The organism is Ferrimonas sediminicola, assembly GCF_005116715.1.
GTDB classification, from domain to species: Bacteria; Pseudomonadota; Gammaproteobacteria; order Enterobacterales; family Shewanellaceae; genus Ferrimonas; species Ferrimonas sediminicola.
Genome location: NZ_SWCI01000001.1, coordinates 434,840 through 457,545, shown reverse-complemented (window position 1 = coordinate 457,545; position 22,706 = coordinate 434,840). Strand labels below are relative to the sequence as shown.

The following is a 22,706-nucleotide window of genomic DNA, read 5'->3' as shown; positions in this document are numbered from 1 at the left end:
GTCAAGCAAGGATGAACCGATGTTAGTTATCGCACACCGCGGCGCCAGCGGCCTGGCTCCGGAGAACACCCTGGCCGCCATGGAGAAGGCCTTAGAGCTTGGAGCCTGCGCCATCGAACTGGACGTTCACCGGGTGGAGCAGGAACTGGTGGTGATCCACGACCGCTGGCTGCAACGTCATACCGACGGCCATGGCCTGGTCCACCAATCCACCCTGGCTCACCTGGCCGGCCTGGATGCCGGCAACGGCGAACGTGTGCCCACCCTGTGGCAGGTGCTGGAGCTGATCGCCGGACGTTGCGATCTCAACATCGAACTCAAGGGACGGGGCACCGGCGAACTGCTCGCTCCGATGCTCGAGCGGGCCATCGCCGAGCTCGGCTACAGCCGGGAGCAGTTTTTGGTCTCCTCCTTCAACCACCCCCAACTGGCCAGAATCAAGGCTTCGCTGCCCTGGCTGAAGATCGGCGCCCTGACCACCAGCTGCCCGCTGAACTACGCCAGATTTGCCGATGAGCTTGGGGCCTTCTCCGTGCATATGGACGTGAACTTTGCCGAGCCCGAGTTCATCTCCGACGCCAAGCGGCGCGGACTCAGGGTCTACGTCTTTACCGTCGATGAGGCGGAGGACATTCTCGAGCTTCAACTGCTGGGGGTGGACGGCGTCTTCTGCAACTGGCCCGACAAAGCCAGGAGCATCATCGGCAACGACCAGCGCGGCCCGGGGGAAGCCTGGCAATGACCACCCTGACCCTGCTCACCTCCAACAACCTCGCCTACCGGGCGCTGATGGTGACCACCCGGCCCGAGGGCCTGACCCTGGTCGAGGATCCCGCCGAGGCGGAGATCTGGCTGGCCGACCCGGCGCTGGCCGTCGACGCCCTCCGACATTGCCCCCCACCATCCTGGCTGGCCAGCACCTTTGCCGGGGTCAACCCCCTGCTGGCCCCCGATCTGCCCCGGGACTACACCCTCACCCACATCAAGGGGATCTTCGGGCCGTTGATGGCGGAATATGTGATGGCCCATCTGCTCAGCCTGTTTCGGGATCTGCCCCGGCTGAGGCGACAGCAACAGCAAAAAATCTGGCAACCCTTCGACTATGACAGCGTCAAGGGGAAAACCGTGCTGGTTCTGGGCACCGGAGACATCGGCCAGGAGGTGGCCCGGGTCGCCGCCGCCTTCGGCATGACCGTGATCGGCGTCAGCCGCAGTGGCGCCAAGGTCCACCATTTCGAGCGAGTCCATCCGGTGGCGCAGCTCCAGCGGGCGCTGGACCAGGCGCAGGTGGTGGTGGGGGTGCTGCCTGACACCCCAGCAACCCGGGGCCTGCTGGATGCCGCGGCACTGGCCGCCCTGCCCGAAGGCGCGGTGCTGATCAATATCGGCCGCGGCAGCCTGGTGGAGGAGGCCGCCCTGCTGGACGCCCTGGAGAGCGGGCCCTTGAGCCATGCGGTACTGGATGTCTTTCCCGGCGAACCGCTGCCAGCGGAGCACCCCTACTGGCATCACCACGCCATCACACTGACCCCCCATGTCGCCGCCAAGAGTTTTCCCGAGCAGATCTGGCAGCAGTTCACCGCCAACCTCGAGCGCTATCAGCGGGGGGAGAGGTTGATCCACCTCTTCGACTGGCCCCGCGGCTACTGACCCCTCAGGGTCAGCCGCCCCTCGACCCGCTGCTCCAGCCCCAGGGCCTCCACCTCCAGGATCATGGTCACCTTGACCGTCTGTGCCTCTCCGAGCTTGCTCGCCTGTGCCAGGATCTGGCTCTCCAGCGTCTGGTGAGACTTTATGCCCACCTCCTTAAGATATCGCCTAATTGACTGATTTAGAGCTTCTTTATTAATATCCATAGCCAGCACCTCCTGCTGAAAAAGATCGACATCACATATTTTTATAACAACAAAACCTAACTAGTGCCGAATTAATGGCCAAAAGTGATTGGACATGATAATCGTTCTCATTTAATCTGAGCCCAGTTCAACAAAAGGGTTGTCACCATGTACGTATGCATCTGTCACGCCGTCACCGAGAAGCAGGTCCGCCAAGCGGTGGACGACGGCGCTACCGACATCAAGTCACTCAAGCAGAAACTGGGTGTCGGCAGCGAGTGTGGCCGCTGCATCCAGGCAACCCTGGAAGTGATCCAGGCGCAACTGATGGAGAGCCAACCCCGCTACTACGAAGTGGCCTGATCCTTCGTCCTCCCCTCTCCTGCGTCCCTTTTTGACAGGGGGGCGGGCTCTTCTATGCTTAATGGTCGTCACCCTGAGAAGAGCCTGATCATGAAAGCCGATCCGAAAGTCATTACCCACTTGAACAAGATCCTCTTTAACGAACTGATCGCCATCAACCAGTACTTCCTCCACGCGCGGATGTATAAAGATTGGGGCCTGAAGAGGATCGCCGACAAGGAGTACCACGAGTCCATCGACGAGATGAAACACGCCGATAAGTTGATCGAGCGGATCCTCTTCCTCGAAGGACTGCCCAACCTTCAGAGTCTGGGTAAGCTGCGCATTGGTGAAAACACCAAGGAGATGCTGGAGTGCGACCTGGCCCTGGAGATGGACGCCATGCAGGACCTGAGGGAAGCGATCGCCTACTGCAAATCAGTACGGGACTTTGTCAGCGGCGAACTGCTGGATGACATCCTCGAGGAGGAGGAGGAGCATGTGGATTGGCTGGAGACCCAGTTGGAGCTGATTGACAAGATGGGCATCCAGAACTACCTGCAGACCCAGAACATCGACGAGGATTAATGAGGCCGTTGAAACAGAGCGGCCCATCCGCCGCTCTTGCCGCTTCATCTGCCACTCTGCGACTGTGACCACTTTCCGCCCCTGGCCAGGGTCAACCTGATCAGGGCACACACCACGGTCAGGGTACAGACGATGGTCGCCCCCGAGGGCAGGTCCCAGCTGGCGGACACCCACAACCCCAACAGGTAACCACTCAGTCCGGCGCCATAGCCCAGCAACAGCGCCCTGGCTCCGTTGAGGCGATTGACCGCCAGCGCCGGCAGGATCAGGCTGGAAAACACCAGGTAGACCCCCACCAGCTGCACCGAGAAGGTGATCATCAGGGCAAACAGCGGGTAGAAGGCGCGGCCGTCAAGCAGCGCCGGCCGCCACAGCAGCAGGCCCAGCACCAGCGCCGTGCACAACCCGGGCAACATCAGCGCCGGCCAGTCGGTCCAGAGGATCTGACCGGAGAGCAGCTGCTTGAGCAGCTCACCGCCATGGGGGTCCTTGGCCAGCAGCAGCATCGCCGCCACCGCCGACAGCACATAGAGGCAACCGATCATCGCCTCCAGCTCCGCCTTGGCATGCTTCTCCAGCAGGGCGATCAGGCCCGCACCGAGCAGGGCAAACAGCAGCGGCATCCATAACCCCGAACCGGGCAGGTGTGCCAGTTCATGATGGGTGGCGGCGAATACCGCCCCCAACGCCGCGATCTGGGCGATCGCCAGATCGATGAAGATGATCCCCCTGGCCAGAACCTGCCGTCCCATCACCACATGGCTGGCCAACACCAGGGTGCCTGCTGCCAGGGCCGGCAACAGGATGCTGAACATGGTGAGATCAAACATCACTCTCCTCCATCGCCGCCAACAGCAGTGCGATGTTGGTGTCGTACAGCTGGAACAGATCCGCCGCGCCCTCGACACCCGGGCCAAAAGGCAGCTGCACCACAGGCAGCCCCGCCCGCTGCCCCAACCACTGGGCACCGCGGCCATCCTGGTAGCCGGTATAGATCACCGCCATGATGGGGGTGGTCTCGGTCAGCTTCAGCAGCTGTGCCAGGTGACCGGTGGTGGGTGGCAGTCCCGGCTTGGGCTCCAGATCCCCCGCCTGCTCCATCCCCAGCCAGTCAAACAGATACTGAAAGCTGGTGTGATAGGCGATCACCCTCTTGCCCTTGAGCGGCGCTGCCTGGGTCCGCCAGCGGGTGGTCGCCTGGGACCAGCGCTGACTGAACTCCGTCAGGTTGGCCCGGTACTGGGGCTCATTGTCAGGATCCAGCTCCACCAACTTGGCGGCGATCACCTCGGCCATGGTCTGAATCCGCGAAGGAGAGAAGTGAAAGTGTGGATTGCCGCCGGCATGAACATCCCCCATGGAGCGGTCTACCCTCTCCAGCCTGCCCAGGGCCTCCAGGTGCTGGGCCGCGTAGAGCATCCCTGGCTGACCGTCGCGCACCTTGCGATTGTTGGCCTTCATCTGCAGCATCGGCAGCCAGCCCACCTCCAGATCGGCGCCGGCACAGATCGCCAGGTCGGCACGACGCAGCTTGGCGATCAGGCTGGGACGAGCCTGCACGTGGTGGGGATCCTGCAGGGCGGTAGTGGCGCTTGAGACGTTGGCCTCTGGCGCCAGCTCCCTGGCCAGGGCCGCGTACTCCGGCTCGCAGGTGAAGATCGTCATCGCCCAGGCCTGGGGCGCCGCCAGCAGCGCCGCCAGGACAGGCATCATCCATTTAGAATTGATGCGCACCGTGAGCTCCTAATGCCATAACGAATTGCAGGGTCAGAATCTGATCATCGGCAGCCCCGAACAGACCATCCTCCTGATGGGTGTACTGCAGGCGGACGGTGGAGAAGTGGCTGTTGTGCCAGGCCAGCATCAGCTCGGTTTCCTTCAGCTTGCCCTCCTCAAAATGCAGTCGGTGTTCGCCGTCAAGCTCCTCCTCGTGCCCCACGGCGGCGGTCAGCTGGCCGTACCGCACACCGGCGGACCAGTTGGGAGTGAACTGGTAGACACCGGAGAGGTACCAGCCGTGGTAGTCACCGGGCAGGCTCTCTTCGCCACCAGACGCCTCGAACGGCTTATCCAGCAACATGTACTCTGCCGACAGGGTCAGGAAGTTGTTCTTATAGTTGCCGTTGGGGGCCCACTTATAGACCGCATCCAGGCTGTAGAGATCCCGGCCGGTCAAAGCGGCACTGTGGGCATGCTCCTCGTGGCTCTCCTCCCCATGCTCCTCCTCGGCGTGCGCCTCAATATGACCCTGGCCGTTGTCGTTCCTCAGCCAGGAGAGACCCAGTTGCCAGCTGTGATCGGTGCCCCAGTCGCCACCGAGCTTGGAGTAGAGGTGGTAGACGCCGACGCTTTCGGGCTCTTCCACACCCTCCGCCCGCAGACTGTCGCCGGCGAAGCCTTCTGCGCCCAACACCCAGTACAGCTCGGTCGGGGCGACCCAGTTGAGTCGCAGGCCATCATCGAAGTAGTGGCCGCCGAGGAAGGCGCGGTAGATGGCGGGGCGCTCCACGAAGGCGTCGCTGTGGGGGTGCTGGTTGTTGAGGTAACCCAGGTCAGACAGGAAACGTCCACCACGGATGGAGAAGCCCGCGGGCAGCCCCAGAGTCTGGATGAAGGCCTCCTCCAGCTCCACTTCGGTGTCACCGTCGTGGGTCGCCAGCACCGTGGTCAGCTTGCCGTAAAACTGGTCGTCGATGGCGCCGCTGAGGGCCAGCTCAGTCTCCCCCAGACCCAGGCCATCCTCTCGGCCGCCCAGGGCGCGGTCGCCGTCCTGGTAGTAACCGTCCAGCACCACGCTGATGGCGGGGTTGTTGGCTGCCAGTGGGGAGGAGGAAGCACAGGCCAGCAGCAGGCCTGCGGTAACAGCATTCAGTTTCATTGTTTTGAGTTCCTAAAAATCGCATACAGGCATGTCCATCACGAGGACATGACAGAAAAAATCAAAATAGCTTTTTGGTATAGTGACTTAGGAAATAGGAGGGGCGCGAATGACGCTGCGCCGCTGCGGGCCGGCCTTGGGCTTGCACGTATCTACAGGAAGGGATTGCGGCTGAACCGACGGCTGAAGCGCCAGTGGCACAGAGGGGGTCAGCGCCTTGCCCTGATGGTCCCCGTGGAAGCACCAGGCACAGTTCACCAAGTCCTGGTGGGCCTCGAAATGATAGACAGCATGAGCCGGACCGGCCAGGGACAAGGCCAGTACCCAGAGCACCATCAACTTTGTCAGAAGGGATCTCAGACTCATGCAACCGTGAATTCAACGTCAGTGGGGGCCATGGTAGCCCCTAACCATGACAGTCACAAGTCAGTAACAGGGGGACGGGCGCCTGCTAAAACGTAAGAAAAGTTGTTCTTGCACCACCTCACGCCCTGGAAACCGGGAAGGCCAGCACCGCATCGATCTGCTCCTCCTCCAGGGCCAGCATGATCAGCCGATCGACGCCCAGGGCCACGCCGGCACAATCGGGCAGCCCCGCCGCCAGTGCCCGGATCAACAGATGATCGATGGGACGTGGCGGCAACCCCGCAGCCTGGCGTTTCAGGTTATCCTGCTCAAACCGGCGTAACTGCTCATCGGCGTCGCTGAGTTCATGGAAACCGTTGGCCAGCTCGATCCCTTTGAAGTACACCTCGAACCGCTCCGCCACCCTGGGGTCCTGATCGCTGATGCGGGCCAGGGCCGCCTGGCTGGCGGGAAAATCGAACACGAAGCAGGGCACGTCCTGGCCAATGACCGGCTCCACCACCATGGAGAACAGCAGCTGCAGCAGGGTATCCACCTCCTCCTCGATGTCGGCGATATCCCCAAGCCCGTAGCGATGACAACAGGCCTTGAGCCCCGGCAGGTCCCGCGCCAGGGGATCGACGCCGGTGTGCTTCAGGAACACCTGCTGATAGGTGGCCCGCTCCGGTGTGCCGCACTCCAGCACCCCTTCAAGCAGCTCAGCCATCTCATCCATCAGTTGATGGTGGTCGAAGCCGGGCCGGTACCATTCCAGCATGGTGAACTCCGGGTTGTGGTGTCGCCCCGCCTCCTCATTGCGAAAGCTTTTACACAGCTGGTAGATGGCACCGCTGCCCGCACACAGCAACCGCTTCATATGAAACTCCGGGGAGGTCATCAGGTAAAGCGGCACCCCCTGGGCAGCCCCCGGCCCGACGAAGCGAGTGTCGAAACTGTGCAGGTGCAGGTCGGTGGTGGCAGACCTGGAGAGCGCCGGAGTCTCCACCTCCAGCACCCCCCGCCGGGCGAAGAAGTCGCGGATCTGGCCGATAAGAGCGGCCCGACGCCTGAGGTTGTCCAGGGGCGCGGTGGGTTGCCAACTCATTTCACCACCCCCTCCTGCTCGTCACACCGGCAGGGACTGCCCACGCTCAGCTCGCCGAGCATGGTACAGCTGCGCCCTCCGCCAATGACACAGCGGCTCCCCCGGCTCTGCCACACCCCCAGATCACCGCCGCGGCCGGCGGCCTCCTGCTCGGCGGCACTCTGGGCAGCCATCCGCATCTGGATGCTCTGGGCATCCTCGTCACTTATTGGTGCCTGGCATCCCGCCAGCAGCACCATGCTCAGGATCATCGTTCTCAACTTGCCACTCCCCAAACAAAAACAGTGGACCGAGGCCCACTGTTTGTCTCTATCACCCAATGTGATTACTTGTCGCGGACACGCTCAACGTATTCGCCGGTACGGGTATCTACCTTCACCATCTCACCGATCTGGATGAACAGCGGAACGCGAACCACGGCGCCGGTGGACAGGGTAGCGGGCTTGCCACCGGTGCCCTGGGTATCGCCCTTCAGGCCGGGATCGGTTTCGGTCACCTCCAGGGTAACGAAGTTGGGCGGAGTCACCACGATGGGGTTGTCGTTCCATACGGTGATGGTACAGACATCCTGCTCAACCAGCCACTTCTCGGCGTCACCTACCGCCTTGGCGTCGGCGGCAATCTGCTCGAAGGTGTCGTTGTTCATGAAGTGCCAGAACTCACCGTCGTTGTACAGGTAAGCCAGGTCATGGTCCATTACGTCTGCCGCTTCCACGGACTCGCCAGACTTGAAGGTTTTTTCCAGCACCTTGCCGGTCAGCAATTTGCGGATTTTTACACGGTTAAAGGCCTGGCCCTTGCCAGGCTTAACAAACTCGTTCTCAATGATGTTGCACGGCTCGCCGTCCAGCATTATCTTTAGGCCGGAGCGAAATTCGTTCGTTGAGTAAGAAGCCATTATTTTCTCTTCCAACAGGTCGTTTTGACGTCTAACGGTAAATGATAACCCGAAATTCCCTGAATTTGCACGACTGCTGGCAACAGGAGTTGGCACAAGCCTACACCGATCCCAAACTTCTGCTTCAGGCGTTGGATCTGGACCCGGCGGAGTTCGCCGAGGACATGCCGGCCCGAGCCCTGTTTCCGATGCGGGTGCCCCGCCCCTTCGTGGCGGCAATGGAGCGGGGCAACCCCAGAGACCCACTGCTGTTGCAGGTACTCCCCAGTGCCAGGGAGTTCGCCAAGGTAGCCGGCTATGGCCCCGACCCACTGAAGGAGCAGCAGGCGGCGGTACCCGGCATACTGCACAAATACCGCAGTCGGGCCCTGCTGATGCTCAAGGGGGGCTGCGCCGTCAACTGCCGCTACTGTTTTCGCCGCCACTTCCCCTATGGAGAGAATCAGCTCCGCGGCGGAGCCATGAACCAGGCCCTGGTCTACCTGGCCGAGGATACCCGCCTGAACGAAGTGATCCTCTCCGGCGGTGACCCGCTGATGGCCAAAGACACCCACCTGCAGCGATTGGTGGCCCAGCTGGATGCCCTGCCTCATCTCACCCGGCTGAGGATCCACACCCGGCTCCCCGTGGTCCTGCCCTCGCGCCTGACGCCAGAGTTGACGCGGGTGCTCAACCAGAGCCGGTTGAAGGTGGTGCTGGTGCTGCACATCAACCACCCCAACGAGATCACCCCCCAGCTGCGCCAGGGTCTGTCCACCTTGAACCAGGCCGGGGTGACCCTGCTCAACCAGGCGGTGCTGCTCAAAGGAGTCAACGACTCGGTGTCGGTGCAGACCCGTCTCAGTGAGACCCTGTTCGACGCCGGCGTCCTGCCCTACTACCTGCACCTGCTGGACAAGGTCGAGGGGGCGGCCCACTTCGATCTGCCGGAATCCCACGCCCGGGCCTTGATGGCCCAGCTGCTGGAGGCGCTGCCAGGATTCTTGGTGCCCCGGCTGGTGAGAGAGGTGGGGGGACGCCACAGCAAGACCCCGGTGGATCTGCAGCTGGCCTGAGGGGTACAATCCCGCCAAATTTGGAAGGAGAAACCGCTATGTCACTGCTTTGGGTAACCGATATCTGGGGCCAGCATGCCAGCCTGAAGGGTAAAATTGAGGATCTGAACGAACGGGTTGGGTCCTGTACCCTGCTCGACCCCTACGCGGGTCAGCCCTTTGCCTTTAACGATCAGCAGCAGGCCTACGACTACTTCCTGTGCCGCTGCAGCAAGGCCGGCTACGTGGATAAACTGGAAGCCTGGCTGGAGGCCCATGATCAACCGGTTACCCTGCTGGGCTTCTCCGCCGGCGCCAACGCCATCGCCACCCTGCTGAGCCGCCGTCGCTTTCCCCAGGTGGAGAAGGTGATTCTGGTGTACGGCAGCGAACTGCCCAAGCTGAAGGTGCCACTGACTGTCGAAACCCATCTGCTACTGTGCCGCGGCGATGAGGGCAGTGATGCGCTGGCCCAAGCCCAGTGGCCGGCCAGCCTGAAGCTGACCGACGCTCCCCACGGATTTATCAACCCCAGGGCGCCCGCCTACGACGCCCAACAGGCTCACAGCGCCTGGGAGTGGATCAGCCAACGCCTCTAAGGGGTGGGACAGCGACCCCGCCAGCAGTCGGTCACCTCCAGCCCCTGCTTCCTCAGCAGGGACACCACGCTCTGCTCTCCCACCAGGTGACCGGCGCCGACCACCACAAAGATCGGCCCTCGGGTGTCACCGAGCCAGTCGATCAGGGTATCTCTCATGCCCAGGTTGCGATTGATCATCAACGCCTCCCACGCCTCAGGCTCTTCGGCAATATCTTCAAAGGTCAGTTTCGCCAGGGCGAAGTGATCGCCACGACGCCACGCCTGAATCAGTGGCCCGACGTCCATCGGTTCCATCGCGCCCTCGAGCATCGCCTGCTGAGTCGCATCGGATAGGCCATCGAACACCCGCATCTGCAACAGCATCCCCTCCAGTTCCCACAACGGCCGCTCCCCCCGGCGATCGCTGAAGTAGGACTCCACTCCGTGATCAGACTGGTAACCGGCGCGGGCCATCTCCGCCATCAACAGCTGTGAACTGAGGACCCAGGGGGCCAGGCTGGGGTCGCACCGCATACCGCGATCGCCACAATAGGCCGCCAGCTTGCTACTCAAGCTGTCTGGAAGCGGGGATTTGGCGAAGAGAAACGGCCGGATCTGTTGAGCGATCGCCGGATCCTGGGTATCCGCTTCCAGGGCCAGCACCGAGGAGGCCTCGAAGGCACGCTCGATCCGTTCGGCAAAGGGGTAGAAATCCGCCTGGCCAACGTGCACCGACCCCAGCAGCCAGGCCTGCCCCTGGGCGCCCTGCACATGGAAAAAGGGGGGGCGGTCGTCGGGGGCGGCGTGAGCCAGGGCCGTAAACAGCAGCAGGGATAGCAGCAGTCGCATGATCTCTCCGTAACCAGGGGCTAAAACGGCTTTTCTTCGCCGGTCCAACCCGGATAATAGCGCTTTAGACGATAGTAACTTTTCAGAGCGAGGATTTGGAGCCTATGTCCTACAACCAGGTGATATCCCAGTTTAAAGCCACCTTCCAGCAGGCCTATCGGCAGGTGGTGGATGCCGATGCCCAGTTGGAACAGCTTCGCCACGATGGCCACGGCAAGTTCGATGCCGTCTTCCCTGAGGGGCAGGGGTTCACCACCAAGGCCAACAAGTTCATGCCTTACCTGGAGGAGGTGGTCGGTGAGTTTGACCGCTTTGAGGCCGCACCCAGCGCCGACAAGCTGCCCTCGCTGGTGCAGAAGCTGGAGCTTCTGCTGTCGACCCTGGCCCGCTTCCGCGAATCCATGAAAACCCCCAGGGAGTAAGCGTCCACTCCGCCCAGCCCCCTCTCGGGCCAAGTTTTCCCGGTCGCGGCCGATGAAACAAAAAGGCCGGAGTCCTTGCGGGCTCCGGCCAGGTGAACGGCAAAGCGGTTATCGACGGGCCGCCAGTACCGGAGGCACTTCGTCTCTGACCCAGCGCTCAATCATCGCCAGCTCATACTTCAGGGGCTCGTTGTTGAAGCGGGCTGTGGCGGGCCCCCGTTCAAAGCCGAGATCCTTCAACTCCACCCTGTCACCTTCCACCTCGTTACCACTGCCATCCAACAGGCTCCAGCGGAAGGAGATCCTCGGCGGATAGACGCTCTTGACGATGCGGATGTCGTTGGTGGTGGCCCCGAAAGAGGGACGCACGTCGCCCGCCAGATCCAGGTTGCTGACGGTGATGACCAGCTTCTCGTCATCATTAAGCAAGGGGCCGAGCGACTTTTGAAACTGTTTTCCGAGGGTGGCAAACACGTGGTTCTCGTAGCGGTCCTGACGTCCCGAGGCGGCTTTGACGTCTCGATAGTCATCGGGGTTCTCCCAAACCACGGTCACCGGGCCATCCTGTGTAGGCCACTGCTGCGCGTCGGACTGTGCGCTCGCCCAAGGGCTGATAACCAACAACATTAGCCAGGCAATAGCTCTCATAGTGCTTCCCTCGTTCGAAATTGGAACCGGTCATTTACAAGGTTAGAGCCAGCCGACCAAAAAAAATTCAATTGGAACATCGAAATAATTGAGAACCGAATCACAAAGCCAGGCTAATCAACACAGACAAGCTCACCTTAATAGTTTGGCTGAGACTGAGATCCCCTATTCGCTGCGAAGCCGCTTGATGCCCAGGGCCTTGAGGGTGTACTTCTGGTAGATCGGCTCGGCATTACCCTGCTTACAACAACCTTTCCAGCCGTTTTCGTATCTAGTCCCTCTAAATATGCGAAGAACCTAATTAAACGTCACTGACACCACAATTGTCTAAATAGACAGCCTTGTAAGTTGTCGTTACCCAACGCCCACCTTTGTATGACTGAGTATAAGTATGTACTATACAGCCACGCTGTTGAGTGATCGTTCGATTATCTCCATCGGAGGGAAGATCTGGGATATTTGGTAGACCAAGAGAGCTAAACTCTTGAAAGGCATCCCCCTCGGAACATATACTCTTTTCTACTGTGATGGTAACAGGTAAGGTTGGATCTAGAACCAGACCTTCAGGAAGCGTTCTGGAAACCTCAACCACATTAATTTCTTCTGGCTGAAGAGTTTGTGTCTGGTTAATGCACAACTGATCTGACTTAGCCCATATAACTGAACTAAACAAGACTAGTGATACAGCAAAACAATTTATCAATTTCTTCACTTCGAAAATCCATTTCAAAAAAAGTAATATGCTAAACAACCTACATTTCTTTTTGCCCGCTCATCTAGCTATAGCTAAGTAACGTTTAAACGCGAGCTGCGTCCTAATTTAGCCTAAAAATTCAACTGCCGCAATAGACGCTATTGATCAAATCCAAGCCCAAGACGCAGCTACACTAAGGGATTGCCGGGGTTTAGGCAGCAGCCTGTCGAACAGGCATACCGAGTCCTATGACCTTGTTCATCACCTTTACACCAGCCAAAGCCTCGCCGACTTGGGCATCGTAATCACGTATGCTGACTTTAAGACTGATCAACTGTTTGTAACGGTACATCGCCGTCTCTGACAGCGAGCGTTTATGGTAATCGCTCTCTTGCTTCCATTAGCTCAGTTCGCCGTTTTTCAATGCGGTCACGGCCTCGTTACGCGGGTGACCTTCCTCCCAGAACCCTGCATTAGCGCGCGGAGGGATCGCAGGTTTGGCCCCTTTGCGCTGGAGCAGGCTATGACAGGCCTTTGTGTCATAAGCCCCGTCAACGCAGACTTGTTTAATCTGCCTCCTCAGGGGGTTGAGCATGGTGGGCAGTACTTCGTTGTCACCTACATTGACCAGGCTGACTTCAGCGGCAATCACTTCGTGCGTATCGGCATCCACAGCCAGGTGGAGTTTGCGCCAGGTTCGCCGCTTTTCCTTACCGTACTTGCGAGTTTTCCATTCACCTTCGCCGTAGACTTTGAGGCCTGTGGCATCAACAGCCAGGTGCGCAATAGTACCGCGACTTGGGTTGCGATACTTCACCGGGACGCTCTTTGCTCGTTTACTGATGCAACTGTAGTCTGGAGACTTCAAAGTTAGGTCCATTAGCTCAAACAGGGAGTTAATAAACCCTTCGGTTGCTCGAAAAGAGAGACCGAAAATCCCTTTGAGCATAAGCGCAGTGACGATTCTGGCATAGCTGTACTCAAAGCCCCGGCCATGACCACCATGGTGTTCTTCGCAATGCCACTGTGACACGGCCTCGTCGTCAAACCAGAAAGTCAAAGAGCCTCGGTTGACTAAGGCTTGGTTGTACTGCTTTCAGTTGGTGATTTTACGTTTCGATTTGCCCATGGTGCCGCTCACTGATTGGTACTCACTGGATCAGATCTGGAAACTGTCAGGTGAAGTCTGGGCTACTACAGCTGATTCACTCATCATTCTCCTCGGCTCCCTCGTGCTGTATCAATCCACCCAACCTTCTATATGGCATTGACCTGCTTTGAGAACCTTCCGAGGCTGCCGCGAGTTGCCCCAATCCTAATCCATGAAACGGCATCAGCCCACTTTGAGAACCTACCTTGGTACGAGTATATATTTTCTCGAATTTTTCTGTTTCGTCAGTTTCAAGTTTACTGATCAACGTCTCTAAGCCGGCCGCAGTTTTCGATTGCTCTACTAACTGTTTCCAGTCTTTTTCCAATTTCTCGTATTCACCTGAAATCTTATGCCATATGCGTTCCGATGATTCCGCACTTTCCTCAGCCTTTCTAAGTCGTTCATGCAAGCTCTTACTTTCGGCTTCAGCTCTTTCGAGTTGACCTCCCAGGGAAAGGCTGCTTGAGTTTGCCTCATTCAATTGCCGTTCTAATGTTTCTTTTTGCGTTTCCCAGTCATCCAACTCACGGTTTAACTTTGCCTGCCAGTATTCAAGGCTGGATTTCGCCTGGGCTTCATTAACCTTTCCTTGGCTAGTATAACGTTCAACCAACCTATGGTGCTGAGCTGTAATGCGACCGCGGTCAATGGTTTCATGCTTCTCTTATCGACCCACTGCTGGACATTCGGAAGCCAGAAAATGTAAACCCACGATACACACATTGGGTAGATAAAGTTCATTAACAGGGGGTGTGACCATGACCCAACAAAGTAATCACTTCCCTGATGTAGCATTGTAATTTTAATTTCAACAGGAGAAAAAAGGAAAGTAAGAATATCTGTATGGTTAACGGCTATCCAAGATAGGATAAATGCTCCTAATATTGGGGATTTCAGTCTATTGGCGGCGGCGGATGATAATGCTGAAACCAGTTCCTTCACGATTACTCTTCCTTTAGGTTGTGCTGCACCTGAGAAAGAGATAATACACCAAAAAAACAAGCATTTATAACCCACGTTTTAGGTGGGAATCGTGAGACACCGCAATCGTTATTACAGTGAACGACCTCCACCACTCCCCCCTGTTTGATCTAGACTGTCACTCTCGTATTAACCTTGGTGTCTTGGCGTACAGAGCGTCTAACAGGACAGGCTTGTCCTGAGCGTAATGTAGAGCACGGTGACAGTTAGGGCATAACGCCACAGTATTCGTCACCCTATCCGATCCTCCGTCAGCCAGTTGCCGCAGGTGATGAACTTCGAGGAATGGTTCTCCAGCCCAATTGATAAAAGGGGCCGCATTTCCACAGGACTCACATTGACCATTGGCGTTTCGTAACACCCAAGCCTTTACGACAGGGTCTCGCTGATAACTAGAGACTGATGACTGGTACTGTTTAGGCTGCTTAGTCCCTAATGGCTTACCTAGAGACTTCTGAGAACGGTGCTTGGAAACCTGAGCCTCGAATGTGGCTACCTGCTGGTTTTCCCTTCCTTCAACCTCACAAATAATCCGTTCAATCTCTTTAGCGGTGTTTGCACCTACGTTCTTGGCAGGCTTTAAGCCAGAGTTCCATGCCCTTCCCATCAACGAATAGACATAGGATATGTTCTGCATCCGATACTCGAACGATTTCTCTGTTCGGCCAAACTTCCCAGCTAGATCTCGATAGTACTGCTTCTTCGTAAACGGCTGGCCGCTAGCCTCCAGTTCTCGCATCTCAACGTATGCCAGAACAGCCGCTTTCAATTCGTCATATGTCCACTTATCGTCCATGATGGTTTCCTAGAGGCAACAAAAAGGCCACCGAAGGGGTCAACATCGAGGTCAACGCGGTGGCCTTAAGTTATTGATTTATATGACAATTAAGCCATGGGCATTTGTTACATCATGCCGCCCATGCCGCCCATGCCGCCCATGCCGCCCATGTCCGGGGCAGCGGCCTCATCCTTAGGCAGGTCGGTCACCATCGCTTCGGTGGTGATCATCAGGCCGGCCACGGATGCGGCAAACTGCAGGGCGGAGCGGGTTACCTTGGTGGGATCCAGGATGCCCATCTCCAGCATGTCGCCATAGGTGTCGTTGCCGGCGTTGTAACCGTAGTTACCTTCGCCCTTCTTGACGTTGTTGGCCACAACTGAGGACTCTTCACCGGCGTTGTAGGCGATCTGACGCAGCGGCGCTTCCATGGCGCGCAGGGCCAGGCGGATGCCCACATTCTGCTCTTCATTGTCGCCAGTCAGTTCGGTGAGCTTGGCGGCCACACGAACCAGGGCGGTACCACCGCCGGCGACCACGCCCTCTTCCACGGCGGCGCGGGTCGCATGCAGGGCATCTTCCACGCGGGCCTTCTTCTCCTTCATCTCGACTTCGGTGGCGGCGCCCACCTTGATGACCGCAACACCGCCGGCCAGCTTAGCCATGCGCTCCTGCAGCTTCTCTTTGTCGTAGTCGGAGGTGGACTCTTCGATCTGTTGCTTGATCTGGGCAACGCGGCCCTGAATCTGATCCTGTGCTCCCACGCCGTCGATGATGGTGGTGTTGTCCTTGGAGATCACCACGCGCTTGGCGCTACCCAGGTCTTCCAGGGTGGCCTTCTCCAGCTCCAGGCCGATCTCTTCGGAGATCACGGTACCACCGGTCAGGATGGCGATATCCTGCAGCATCGCCTTGCGACGGTCGCCGAAGCCAGGCGCCTTGACGGCCGCCACTTTGACGATACCGCGCATGTTGTTCACCACCAGGGTCGCCAGGGCTTCGCCCTCGACGTCTTCGGCGATGATCAGCAGAGGCTTGCCGGCCTTGGTCAGGCCTTCCAGGATCGGCAGCAGCTCGCGGATGTTGGAGATCTTCTTGTCCACCAGCAGGATGAATGGGGAGTCCAGTTCAACGGTACCCGCTTCGGCGTTGTTGATGAAGTAGGGAGACAGGTAGCCGCGATCGAACTGCATGCCTTCCACCACGTCCAGCTCGTTCTCCAGGGCCTGGCCCTCTTCCACGGTGATCACCCCCTCCTGGCCCACTTTCTCCATGGCGGTGGCGATGATCTCACCGATGGCGGTGTCGGAGTTGGCGGAGATGGTGCCCACCTGGGCAATGGACTTGGAGTCCTTACACTCAACCGCCAGCTCTTTCAGCTCTTCAACGGCGGCAACAACCGCCTTGTCGATGCCACGCTTCAGATCCATGGGGTTCATGCCGGCGGCAACCGCCTTCAGACCCTCGTTGACGATGGACTGAGCCAGAACGGTGGCGGTGGTGGTGCCGTCACCGGCGGCGTCGTTGGCCTTGGAAGCCACTTCCTTGACCATCTGGGCGCCCATGTTCTCGAACTTGTCTTCCAGTTCGATCTCCTTGGCCACGGACACACCATCTTTGGTGATGGTGGGGGCACCGAAGGACTTGTCCAGCACCACGTTGCGGCCCTTGGGACCCAGAGTCACCTTAACGGCGTCCGCCAGCACATTTACACCGGCCAGCATTTTTACCCGGGCGTCGTTACCAAATTTTACGTCTTTAGCTGCCATTTTAGATTTCCCTTTAAATTAGATTGCTACAGAGTGATTTACTCGACGATGGCCAGGATGTCGGCCTCGGACATGATCAGGACCTCTTCACCGTCCACTTTTTCAGTCTTTACGCCATAGCCTTCATTAAAGATAACAACGTCGCCCACCTTTACGTCCAGGGGCTTCACTTCACCGTTGTCCAGAATACGACCATTACCAACAGCCAGAACTTCGCCACGGGTGGACTTCTCTGCTGCACTGCCGGTAAGGACGATGCCACCAGCAGACTTGGACTCAACCTCGGTACGCTTAACGATTACCCGGTCATGCAATGGACGAATCTTCATCTGTGATCTCTCCTAAAAGGTTCCGTCTAAATAACAAAACTCATAAGTTGTCGCAGCTTAGCTGCATCGCGAAACTCTATATGGGGTGCGGGGAATGAAAACACAAGGGCAGAGCGGAAATTTTTTTGCCCAGATGCCCTCCGGCAAAGATGCCACAGAGGTCCGGATTTTGCGGTGACGGCTTTGCGCTGCCCCCCACGCCGCTGGTACCATGCCCTCCCGACGACTCCGTCCCCAACCTAGATGTGACTTACCGGATGTATGATAAGCACGGCCTGTTAACCGCTCCCATAGGCAGAGTTCTGCTGCGTATGAGCCTACCCAACCTGCTGGGTGTGCTGAGCCTGCTGTTCTACCATCTGACCGACACCTTCTTTATCAGCCGCCTGGGCACCGAGCCGCTGGCGGCCATCAGCATGACCTTCCCGGTGACCCTGGTGGTCTCCTCCATCGCCCTCGGGATGGGCTCAGGCATGAGCGCCAATATGGGCAGGTTGCTGGGCCAGGGCGACCTGCCCCAGGCCCGCAGCTTCCTCACCCACGGCCTGCTGCTGGCGGTACTGATCGTCCTGGTGATCGCCCTGGTGGGCGCCCTGACCATCCACCCGTTGTTCGCCCTGATGGGGGCGGCGCCGGGAATGCTGGAGATGATCTGCGACTACATGCTGGTGTGGTACCTGGGGATCGGCCTGCTGGTGCTGCCCATGGTGGGCAACCAGGCGTTGCGCGCCACCGGCAATACCCGCACCCCGGCGGTGGTCACCGCGGTGGCCGCCCTGATCAATGCAGTGCTCGATCCGCTGCTGATCTTCGGTATCGGCCCCTTCCCCAGGCTGGAGATGCAGGGGGCCGCTATCGCCACCGTCCTCTCCTGGCTGATCACCTTCGCCGTCGCCGCCTGGATGCTGGGCTGGCGCTATCGCCTGATCGCGGCTCCCTGCCAACGCTGGCTGGCGCACTGGAGGCGGCTGCTGCATATCGCCCGTCCCGCGGCGATCTCCAACCTGCTCAACCCGCTGGCCAACGGCCTGATCCTGGCAATACTGGCCCGGATCGATACCCAGGCGGTGGCCGCCTTCGGTGCCGGCACCCGCATCGAAGCGCTGATGCTGGTGGGGGTGACCGCCCTGTGCGGCGCCCTGATGCCCTTTATCGCCCAAAATCTGGGGGCGGGCCAATATCTGCGGGCCAAGGAGGCCCTGATGAGGAGCATCCGCTTCGTCATCGTGCTGCAACTGGGTCTCTACCTGCTGCTGTGGCCCTGGCTGGGCGAGGTGGCCGCCCTGTTCAGCGACGATCTCACGGTGCAGGGTTACCTGATCTGGTATCTGCAGGTGTTGCCCCTGGCCTATGGCCCGCTGGGAGTGGTGATCCTGTTTGTGCTGGCACTGAACGCCTATCACAGGCCGATGACCGCCCTGAGCCTCAACGCGGTGCGGCTGTTCCTGATGCTGATCCCGATGACCCTGGTGGGGGCCTGGGCGTTCGGCGTCAAGGGCGCCTTTATCGGTATCGCCATGGCCAACCTGATGATGGGGGCCGCCTGTTACCACCTTGCGACCCGGGTGTGTGAACCCGACTCCCTCGCCGAAGCCCACAGCTCGCCGCTGGAGTAGCTCCCGGATAGAGAAAGGCCGCCCCTGAGGGCGGCCTTGTCACATCAGGTTCAAACGCTAACTCGAACCCTGGTGAACCCACACAGTTGACCACAGCCCGCCACCGGGCTCAAGGTCAATCATCCTTTCGTTCGTACTCGCCTTCGATGGTGCTGTTCCCACCCCGACCCTGGTTGTCCTGGCGATCGAAGGGGCGCGGCTGACCAAAGTGCGCCTGCCGGTCATCATGCTGATGGAACTGGCCATGGAAACCAAAGCCCTGCTGCTGGGTGGCGATATGTATCTGGGCCCGGCTCATCAGCCAGGTCGCCAGCTTGCGGCGGGTAAAGGGGGTGAGGATCAGCAGGCCAAACAGGTCGGTGACAAAACCCGGGGTCACCAGCAACACACCGGCCACCGCCAACAGCATCGCCTCCATGATCTGGGTGCCTGGCATCTCTCCCCGGGCCATGCGGTTGCGCACCTCCATCATGGTACTCAACCCTTGGCTGCGCACCAGCGAAGCCCCCAGGGCAGCGGTCAGCAGCACCAGGGCGATGGTCGGCCAGGCGCCCAGGGTGGTGCCCACCTGCACCAAGACGGCGATCTCGATGATCGGCATCACCGCGAACAATAGAAAGAGATAGAAAACCACACCGGCCTCACAAAATTTGTCAGCTTAAGAAACTCAGATGGGGATGACACGGTCTATTTTCAAGGCGGCCTTCATGAGCTGTTACATTTATCGATGCAGCACCGGGATGGATCCAGTAAAGTAGCGGTCTCAATCGATAAAGGCGGGTATTGCCCGCCTGGGCCCGGATACCTAGGCTTCGCCCCCTATGGATAAGATTGGAACACCATACAAACCATGATGAAAAGACTCTTTACCCTGGCCCTGATGCTCACCCTGAGCAGCGCCGCCTTCGCCCAGTTCTCCTTCCTGAAACAGGAACCCGAAGTCCTGCCTGTGGATCAGGCCTACCTGTTTAACTTCTATCAGCAGGACAACAAGCTGGAGCTGACCTGGGAGATGCCCGAACCCGGCTACTACCTCTATCAGGAGCGGTTCACGGTCAAGGTGGCGGGCGATGCCAGGGTGGGAGAGTTTGTCTACCCGGCAGCCACCTCACACTTCGACGACTTCTTCGGTGAACAGCCGGTCTACTTCGACCGGGTGACCCTGGCGCTGCCCATCCTGGAAGCGGCGGAGAACACCGAGCTAACCATCACCTATCAGGGCTGCCTGGACAAAGTGCTCTGCTACCCGCCCACCCGCCAGAAGGTGCTGCTGTCGGCGGTAGCGGCCAACGACGGTGTCATTGACGCCCCTGCGGCCCCTGCCGCTGCCGGCGATGCCACCCCGGCCACCGAGCAGGACAGCCTGGCGGCCCTGCTCTCCGACGGCCAACTGGGTCTGGTGATGCTCACCTTCTTCGGCCTGGGCATCCTGCTGGCCTTTACCCCCTGCGTGTTCCCCATGTATCCCATCCTCACCGGCATCATCGCCGGTCAGGGGGACAAACTGTCCACAGGACGGGCCTTCGCCCTCTCCATGACCTACGTCCAGGGGATGGCGATCACCTATTCCGCTCTGGGCCTGGTGGTGGCATCCGCCGGCCTGAAATACCAGGCGGCACTGCAACACCCTGCCATCCTTATCGGGCTGGCGATCCTGTTCTTGGTGCTGTCGCTGTCGATGTTCGGGGTCTACAACCTGCAGCTGCCCAGCTCCTGGCAGAACAGGCTGAACCAGGCCTCCAACTCCCAGAAGGGGGGCTCCTTCACCGGGGTGCTGGTGATGGGGCTGATCTCCGGCCTGGTGGCCTCCCCCTGCACCACCGCCCCCCTCTCCGGCGCACTGATCTACGTGGCCCAGAGCGGCGACCTGATGCTGGGCGGCCTGGCCCTGTATGCCCTCTCCATGGGCATGGGCGCGCCGCTGTTGCTGCTGGGGACCTCAGGCGGCAAACTGCTGCCCAGAGCCGGCGCCTGGATGGAGGTGATCAAGCACGTCTTCGGTTTCCTGCTGATCGCCGTGTCCATCGTGATGCTGACTCGCATCTGGACCGGGCTGGTGGCCGACCTGCTGTGGAGCCTGTGGGGCCTGGCCCTGGTGCTCTACCTGCTGAAGGAGAATCGCGCCACCCGCCAGGGCATGGCACAAACCGCCCGCTACCTGGTCCTGGGCGCCCTGCTGATGGGTACCCTGGGTTATGGGGGCTTCAGTGTGGGCTACGCCCTCTACAGCGATAAGATCGCCGAAGCCGGCAACATCGCCACCCACCACGGTCCGGAATTTATCCGGGTGAAGAGTCTGGCCGATGTGGCGCGGGAGGTGGCCAAGGCCAGTGCCGCCGGCAAACCGGTGATGCTGGATCTCTACGCCGACTGGTGTGTGGCCTGCAAGGAGTTCGAGAAACTGACCTTCCCCGAGCCTGAGGTGATGCAGCGCACCGGACAGATGGTGCTGCTGCAGGCGGACATGACCGCCAACGATGATCTGGATGTCGAAATTCAGGAGCACTATCAGGTGCTGGGCCTGCCCACCATCCTGTTCTTTGACCGCCAGGGCAATGAGTTGAACCGACAGCGGGTGACCGGCTTCATGAACGCCCCCCGCTTCGCCTCTCACCTCGACGGGGTGCTCTAGGCTAACCCAACCACACCAGCGCCTGGGCCAACAGCCCGGCGCTGGTGAGCAGCGCCAGCCCCATCCAAATATAACTCCACCTCAGCTTCAACGCGCCCCCTCTCTATACCGGTTTATGGAATGTCGCCGATTGATTCACCAGGGCGACCACCCAGGGCACACCCTGTACACTCTGACAGAACAGTGGCGGCAAAGTGTCGTAAGAGTTTGTAAAGGTTGGGAGGGGAGAGGGCGTCCTGCCCAGATCTCCTAAGCCAGGCTTTCCGGCTCAACAATCAGGGAGAGGATGAATCTCAGGGTCCGGGTGCAGTCAGGGGAGCGCAGCAACTCCTGGGTGTCCTGCTCCACCAAGGGCAGAATCTCCAACCATCGCTGACCGACCCAGCAGGCATCCTGAAGATTGCACTCTCCGTACAGCTGCCCCAGCTCGGGACGGACTTCAAACAGGCGCTCCAAGGCTTCCCCCAGCAACTCAAACCTGGCGGGCATCGGCAGAGAGGGCCAGTTGTTCATCGCCAGCCCCTGCCCCATCCACACCCCATCGGGCTCGGCCCAGGCATCGAACACCTTGAACTTGCGGCGCCCCTCGACCACCAGACTCAGACAGCCATCCTCCAACTGATGGAAATCGATGATCTCGACGACAGAGGCGATGGGGTAACAGGGCAGCAGATCGCCTTCCCGTTGGACACAGACCACCAGGGGCAACCCTTTGTGATAATGCTCGGCCACCACCCGGTGTTGCCCCGGGGTAACCATGCGAAGCTCTTTGCGCCCCTGCGGCAGCACCGGGCTGTCGATGGGCAGCAGGGCGACAGTCATTCTGTGCATACACCCTCCCAGCCGAAGATGTTGCCCGACTCAGCGACGGTTTATCGATGTTGTAGTTAACTCTGAATCTTTGGGCTTTCCACTAGTTTAGACCCAGATTCCGTGATCAGGGTTTCATTTATGGTCAGGCCGCCAGGGGGGCGCCCCGTTGCCGGCGCTGCTCCAGCCGCTGCCACACCTTGTCATGGAAGTAGAAGGCCACGGTGTTGACCAGAGGCTCAATCACCGCCACCGCGCCGCCAATGGCCCAACTGCCGGTCAGCAGGTACACCAGCAGCAACGCGATGGAAAAATGCATTACGGCAAAACTGAGTGTCTTCAACATGGGGGTGTCTCCGTATCGACCCCGGCAAATGATAATGGATGTCATTTACAATTAAAGCCAATTAACGCGAACAC

The 22,706-nt window shown here is 59.3% G+C and carries 27 protein-coding genes and 1 pseudogene; 9 read left to right on the top strand and 19 right to left on the bottom strand.

Going from position 1 to position 22,706, the window contains the following annotated elements; genetic code table 11:
• Window positions 1–19: 19 nt before the first annotated feature.
• Both FCL40_RS02085 and FCL40_RS02080 read left to right on the top strand, forming a co-directional pair.
• On the top strand, window positions 20–742 hold the full coding sequence (locus FCL40_RS02085; RefSeq protein ID WP_136850862.1) for a glycerophosphodiester phosphodiesterase: 723 nt from the start codon (window positions 20–22) through the stop codon (window positions 740–742).
• Window positions 739–1,650 carry a D-2-hydroxyacid dehydrogenase gene (locus FCL40_RS02080; RefSeq protein WP_136850860.1) on the top strand — a complete coding sequence of 304 codons (912 nt, stop codon included), beginning with the start codon at window positions 739–741 and terminating at the stop codon, window positions 1,648–1,650. The genes FCL40_RS02085 and FCL40_RS02080 overlap by 4 nt, the downstream gene beginning before the upstream one ends.
• Here the strand turns inward: FCL40_RS02080 and FCL40_RS18535 are convergent.
• Window positions 1,644–1,856: a DUF6494 family protein gene (locus tag FCL40_RS18535; protein WP_267873492.1), complete on the bottom strand. Its 213-nt coding sequence runs from the start codon at window positions 1,854–1,856 to the stop codon at window positions 1,644–1,646. The two genes, FCL40_RS02080 and FCL40_RS18535, sit on opposite strands and share 7 nt — an antisense overlap.
• A 147-nt stretch (window positions 1,857–2,003) precedes the next feature.
• Here FCL40_RS18535 and FCL40_RS02075 point away from each other — a divergent pair, with 147 nt between their 5' ends.
• Entirely contained in the window at window positions 2,004–2,198 is a 195-nt protein-coding gene (locus tag FCL40_RS02075; protein ID WP_136850859.1) for a (2Fe-2S)-binding protein, read from the top strand.
• Between the two features lie 90 nt (window positions 2,199–2,288).
• Window positions 2,289–2,765, top strand: a complete 477-nt coding sequence (bfr, locus tag FCL40_RS02070) for a bacterioferritin (RefSeq protein WP_136850857.1) — start codon at window positions 2,289–2,291, stop codon at window positions 2,763–2,765.
• A gap of 44 nt (window positions 2,766–2,809) precedes the next feature.
• Here bfr and FCL40_RS02065 read toward each other — a convergent pair whose 3' ends face one another.
• The 7 genes from FCL40_RS02065 to efp form a co-directional block, all read right to left on the bottom strand.
• A complete protein-coding gene (locus FCL40_RS02065) occupies window positions 2,810–3,595 on the bottom strand; it encodes a metal ABC transporter permease (protein WP_136850855.1) in 786 nt (261 codons plus the stop codon).
• Complete coding sequence (locus tag FCL40_RS02060; protein WP_407644130.1) at window positions 3,588–4,499, bottom strand: metal ABC transporter solute-binding protein, Zn/Mn family; 912 nt, start codon at window positions 4,497–4,499, stop codon at window positions 3,588–3,590. The genes FCL40_RS02065 and FCL40_RS02060 overlap by 8 nt, the downstream gene beginning before the upstream one ends.
• Window positions 4,483–5,643 (bottom strand): hypothetical protein, encoded by a 1,161-nt coding sequence (locus FCL40_RS02055; RefSeq protein ID WP_136850853.1) that lies wholly within the window; start codon window positions 5,641–5,643, stop codon window positions 4,483–4,485. Before FCL40_RS02055 ends, FCL40_RS02060 begins: the two co-directional genes overlap by 17 nt.
• Before the next feature lie 87 nt (window positions 5,644–5,730).
• Window positions 5,731–5,979, bottom strand: coding sequence for a hypothetical protein (locus tag FCL40_RS02050; protein WP_136850851.1), 249 nt, complete (start codon window positions 5,977–5,979; stop codon window positions 5,731–5,733).
• A 148-nt stretch (window positions 5,980–6,127) separates the two neighbouring features.
• Window positions 6,128–7,093: an elongation factor P--(R)-beta-lysine ligase gene (gene epmA / locus FCL40_RS02045; RefSeq protein ID WP_136850849.1), complete on the bottom strand. Its 966-nt coding sequence runs from the start codon at window positions 7,091–7,093 to the stop codon at window positions 6,128–6,130.
• A complete protein-coding gene (locus FCL40_RS02040) occupies window positions 7,090–7,353 on the bottom strand; it encodes a hypothetical protein (RefSeq protein ID WP_136850847.1) in 264 nt (87 codons plus the stop codon). The genes epmA and FCL40_RS02040 overlap by 4 nt, the downstream gene beginning before the upstream one ends.
• 65 nt (window positions 7,354–7,418) lie before the next feature.
• On the bottom strand, window positions 7,419–7,991 hold the full coding sequence (gene efp / locus FCL40_RS02035; protein WP_136850845.1) for an elongation factor P: 573 nt from the start codon (window positions 7,989–7,991) through the stop codon (window positions 7,419–7,421).
• Window positions 7,992–8,032: 41 nt separating this feature from the next.
• On the opposite strand from efp, the gene epmB reads away from it, so the two are divergent.
• Both epmB and FCL40_RS02025 read left to right on the top strand, forming a co-directional pair.
• On the top strand, window positions 8,033–9,046 hold the full coding sequence (epmB, locus tag FCL40_RS02030; protein WP_136850843.1) for an EF-P beta-lysylation protein EpmB: 1,014 nt from the start codon (window positions 8,033–8,035) through the stop codon (window positions 9,044–9,046).
• A 38-nt stretch (window positions 9,047–9,084) separates the two neighbouring features.
• Entirely contained in the window at window positions 9,085–9,624 is a 540-nt protein-coding gene (locus tag FCL40_RS02025) for a dienelactone hydrolase family protein (protein WP_136850841.1), read from the top strand.
• On the opposite strand, the gene FCL40_RS02020 is transcribed toward FCL40_RS02025, so the two are convergent.
• Window positions 9,621–10,454: a TraB/GumN family protein gene (locus tag FCL40_RS02020; RefSeq protein WP_136850839.1), complete on the bottom strand. Its 834-nt coding sequence runs from the start codon at window positions 10,452–10,454 to the stop codon at window positions 9,621–9,623. The genes FCL40_RS02025 and FCL40_RS02020 overlap by 4 nt on opposite strands.
• A gap of 104 nt (window positions 10,455–10,558) precedes the next feature.
• Between FCL40_RS02020 and FCL40_RS02015 the strand changes: the two genes are divergently transcribed.
• Window positions 10,559–10,876 carry a prephenate dehydrogenase gene (locus tag FCL40_RS02015; RefSeq protein WP_136850837.1) on the top strand — a complete coding sequence of 106 codons (318 nt, stop codon included), beginning with the start codon at window positions 10,559–10,561 and terminating at the stop codon, window positions 10,874–10,876.
• A gap of 108 nt (window positions 10,877–10,984) precedes the next feature.
• Here FCL40_RS02015 and FCL40_RS02010 read toward each other — a convergent pair whose 3' ends face one another.
• The 7 genes and pseudogenes from FCL40_RS02010 to FCL40_RS01980 form a co-directional block, all read right to left on the bottom strand.
• Window positions 10,985–11,431, bottom strand: a complete 447-nt coding sequence (locus FCL40_RS02010) for a DUF3016 domain-containing protein (protein WP_169306969.1) — start codon at window positions 11,429–11,431, stop codon at window positions 10,985–10,987.
• A gap of 394 nt (window positions 11,432–11,825) precedes the next feature.
• Window positions 11,826–12,236 (bottom strand): hypothetical protein, encoded by a 411-nt coding sequence (locus FCL40_RS02005; RefSeq protein WP_136850833.1) that lies wholly within the window; start codon window positions 12,234–12,236, stop codon window positions 11,826–11,828.
• A gap of 193 nt (window positions 12,237–12,429) precedes the next feature.
• Window positions 12,430–13,347, bottom strand: a pseudogene (locus tag FCL40_RS02000) (IS5 family transposase).
• A gap of 76 nt (window positions 13,348–13,423) precedes the next feature.
• Window positions 13,424–13,984, bottom strand: coding sequence for a hypothetical protein (locus FCL40_RS01995; protein ID WP_136850831.1), 561 nt, complete (start codon window positions 13,982–13,984; stop codon window positions 13,424–13,426).
• 486 nt (window positions 13,985–14,470) lie between these two features.
• Complete coding sequence (locus tag FCL40_RS01990; RefSeq protein ID WP_136850829.1) at window positions 14,471–15,148, bottom strand: HNH endonuclease; 678 nt, start codon at window positions 15,146–15,148, stop codon at window positions 14,471–14,473.
• A gap of 107 nt (window positions 15,149–15,255) precedes the next feature.
• On the bottom strand, window positions 15,256–16,899 hold the full coding sequence (gene groL / locus FCL40_RS01985) for a chaperonin GroEL (protein ID WP_136850827.1): 1,644 nt from the start codon (window positions 16,897–16,899) through the stop codon (window positions 15,256–15,258).
• A gap of 38 nt (window positions 16,900–16,937) precedes the next feature.
• The gene (locus tag FCL40_RS01980) at window positions 16,938–17,228 is read right to left on the bottom strand and encodes a co-chaperone GroES (protein WP_136850825.1); all 291 of its coding nucleotides are present in this window, start codon (window positions 17,226–17,228) and stop codon (window positions 16,938–16,940) included.
• 257 nt (window positions 17,229–17,485) lie between these two features.
• Between FCL40_RS01980 and FCL40_RS01975 the strand changes: the two genes are divergently transcribed.
• The gene (locus tag FCL40_RS01975) at window positions 17,486–18,844 is read left to right on the top strand and encodes an MATE family efflux transporter (protein WP_136850823.1); all 1,359 of its coding nucleotides are present in this window, start codon (window positions 17,486–17,488) and stop codon (window positions 18,842–18,844) included.
• A gap of 115 nt (window positions 18,845–18,959) precedes the next feature.
• Here the strand turns inward: FCL40_RS01975 and FCL40_RS01970 are convergent, their stop codons facing one another.
• Entirely contained in the window at window positions 18,960–19,478 is a 519-nt protein-coding gene (locus FCL40_RS01970; RefSeq protein WP_136850821.1) for an FxsA family protein, read from the bottom strand.
• A gap of 207 nt (window positions 19,479–19,685) precedes the next feature.
• Between FCL40_RS01970 and FCL40_RS01965 the strand changes: the two genes are divergently transcribed.
• Window positions 19,686–21,476: a protein-disulfide reductase DsbD gene (locus tag FCL40_RS01965; RefSeq protein WP_136850819.1), complete on the top strand. Its 1,791-nt coding sequence runs from the start codon at window positions 19,686–19,688 to the stop codon at window positions 21,474–21,476.
• 249 nt (window positions 21,477–21,725) lie between these two features.
• Here FCL40_RS01965 and FCL40_RS01960 read toward each other — a convergent pair whose 3' ends face one another.
• Complete coding sequence (locus FCL40_RS01960; RefSeq protein WP_136850817.1) at window positions 21,726–22,307, bottom strand: LON peptidase substrate-binding domain-containing protein; 582 nt, start codon at window positions 22,305–22,307, stop codon at window positions 21,726–21,728.
• A 124-nt stretch (window positions 22,308–22,431) separates the two neighbouring features.
• On the bottom strand, window positions 22,432–22,632 hold the full coding sequence (locus FCL40_RS01955) for a DUF2061 domain-containing protein (RefSeq protein ID WP_136850815.1): 201 nt from the start codon (window positions 22,630–22,632) through the stop codon (window positions 22,432–22,434).
• Window positions 22,633–22,706 lie beyond the last annotated feature (74 nt).

Bases quoted from the DNA above. Each gene is read 5' to 3' on its own strand.
- FCL40_RS02020 (WP_136850839.1), bottom strand. From the start codon at position 10,454: ATGCGACTGCTGCTATCCCTGCTGCTGTTTACGGCCCTGGCTCACGCC.
- FCL40_RS01980 (WP_136850825.1), bottom strand. From the start codon at position 17,228: ATGAAGATTCGTCCATTGCATGACCGGGTAATCGTTAAGCGTACCGAG.
- FCL40_RS02075 (WP_136850859.1), top strand. From the start codon at position 2,004: ATGTACGTATGCATCTGTCACGCCGTCACCGAGAAGCAGGTCCGCCAA.
- FCL40_RS18535 (WP_267873492.1), bottom strand. From the start codon at position 1,856: ATGGATATTAATAAAGAAGCTCTAAATCAGTCAATTAGGCGATATCTT.
- FCL40_RS02085 (WP_136850862.1), top strand. From the start codon at position 20: ATGTTAGTTATCGCACACCGCGGCGCCAGCGGCCTGGCTCCGGAGAAC.
- FCL40_RS02080 (WP_136850860.1), top strand. From the start codon at position 739: ATGACCACCCTGACCCTGCTCACCTCCAACAACCTCGCCTACCGGGCG.
- FCL40_RS02015 (WP_136850837.1), top strand. From the start codon at position 10,559: ATGTCCTACAACCAGGTGATATCCCAGTTTAAAGCCACCTTCCAGCAG.
- groL (WP_136850827.1), bottom strand. From the start codon at position 16,899: ATGGCAGCTAAAGACGTAAAATTTGGTAACGACGCCCGGGTAAAAATG.
- FCL40_RS01975 (WP_136850823.1), top strand. From the start codon at position 17,486: ATGTATGATAAGCACGGCCTGTTAACCGCTCCCATAGGCAGAGTTCTG.
- efp (WP_136850845.1), bottom strand. From the start codon at position 7,991: ATGGCTTCTTACTCAACGAACGAATTTCGCTCCGGCCTAAAGATAATG.
- FCL40_RS02025 (WP_136850841.1), top strand. From the start codon at position 9,085: ATGTCACTGCTTTGGGTAACCGATATCTGGGGCCAGCATGCCAGCCTG.
- bfr (WP_136850857.1), top strand. From the start codon at position 2,289: ATGAAAGCCGATCCGAAAGTCATTACCCACTTGAACAAGATCCTCTTT.
- FCL40_RS02065 (WP_136850855.1), bottom strand. From the start codon at position 3,595: ATGTTTGATCTCACCATGTTCAGCATCCTGTTGCCGGCCCTGGCAGCA.
- FCL40_RS01990 (WP_136850829.1), bottom strand. From the start codon at position 15,148: ATGGACGATAAGTGGACATATGACGAATTGAAAGCGGCTGTTCTGGCA.
- epmB (WP_136850843.1), top strand. From the start codon at position 8,033: ATGATAACCCGAAATTCCCTGAATTTGCACGACTGCTGGCAACAGGAG.
- FCL40_RS01955 (WP_136850815.1), bottom strand. From the start codon at position 22,632: ATGTTGAAGACACTCAGTTTTGCCGTAATGCATTTTTCCATCGCGTTG.
- FCL40_RS02055 (WP_136850853.1), bottom strand. From the start codon at position 5,643: ATGAAACTGAATGCTGTTACCGCAGGCCTGCTGCTGGCCTGTGCTTCC.
- FCL40_RS02050 (WP_136850851.1), bottom strand. From the start codon at position 5,979: ATGGTGCTCTGGGTACTGGCCTTGTCCCTGGCCGGTCCGGCTCATGCT.
- FCL40_RS01960 (WP_136850817.1), bottom strand. From the start codon at position 22,307: ATGCACAGAATGACTGTCGCCCTGCTGCCCATCGACAGCCCGGTGCTG.
- epmA (WP_136850849.1), bottom strand. From the start codon at position 7,093: ATGAGTTGGCAACCCACCGCGCCCCTGGACAACCTCAGGCGTCGGGCC.